The sequence below is a fragment of the Treponema sp. R6D11 genome (assembly GCF_054786075.1).
Map to the genome: position 1 here is coordinate 1 of NZ_BDHD01000549.1, position 799 is coordinate 799.

The 799-nt window shown below is 43.6% G+C and carries 1 protein-coding gene; it reads left to right on the forward strand.

The features are described 5' to 3' along the window. Nucleotides 1-799 (forward strand): hypothetical protein (locus tag ACYVTD_RS14600; protein ID WP_461248444.1); only part of this gene is annotated, 799 nt, incomplete at both ends.

Genomic DNA, 799 nt, shown 5'->3' on the forward strand with positions numbered 1-799 from the left:
AGCAGGGAAAACAATATTTTATACAGATTCACCGTAGACAGGCGCGGGACAATTTCCACACGGCAAAAACTTCCTATAATACCCGGAAAAGATGAAACAATAAGCACATTCGCCATTAACGAAACCGCCGTATTCGCGGGCGAAAGCGGCAACCTTTTTATGGCGGGGCTTACGGCAAACCAACAGAGCAGGCTTTTTCAGATGACGCAGAATTTTCAAACGCGGATAACGGAAATTGCCGCCAATAATTCTAGTATCGCTTTTTTAACTGAAGACGGCAGTCTTTGCTTTATTCCGCAGGATTTCAAACTTATCAAAGATAACGATAATTTTTCAGTTGAAAAAACCCGCAATATTACCCGTATAACGGCGATAGCCCCATTTTCAGACAAAGGTAACAAGGCCGATCCGTACATCCTTTGGCAGAACGCCAATATACAGACAAAACCCGCTATTGTATATTCAGATTTCCGAAAAGATGAACTATCCCTGCAATTTATTATTGACCGCTCCCCTATCCGGTTAATTACTTCAAGAGGCGGCAATCTGCTTGCAGTTGATTCTTCAGGACGCCTTTCCGTTTGTAACCTGAATAATATTTCCGCCAAAGCTGATTTTTCTTTTTCTTCCGTAGGGATAAATGACGCGGGTTTTGTAAACGACGATTATTTGCTTCTTTGCCGCAGCGCGATAAACGGCAGCAGCCCGTTTTTATTAATTAATTACAATACGGGGGAAACGGTGCCGGTATCATATACGGCGCAGGCGGGCATTTTAACCTATACCGGCGATTCGGGAA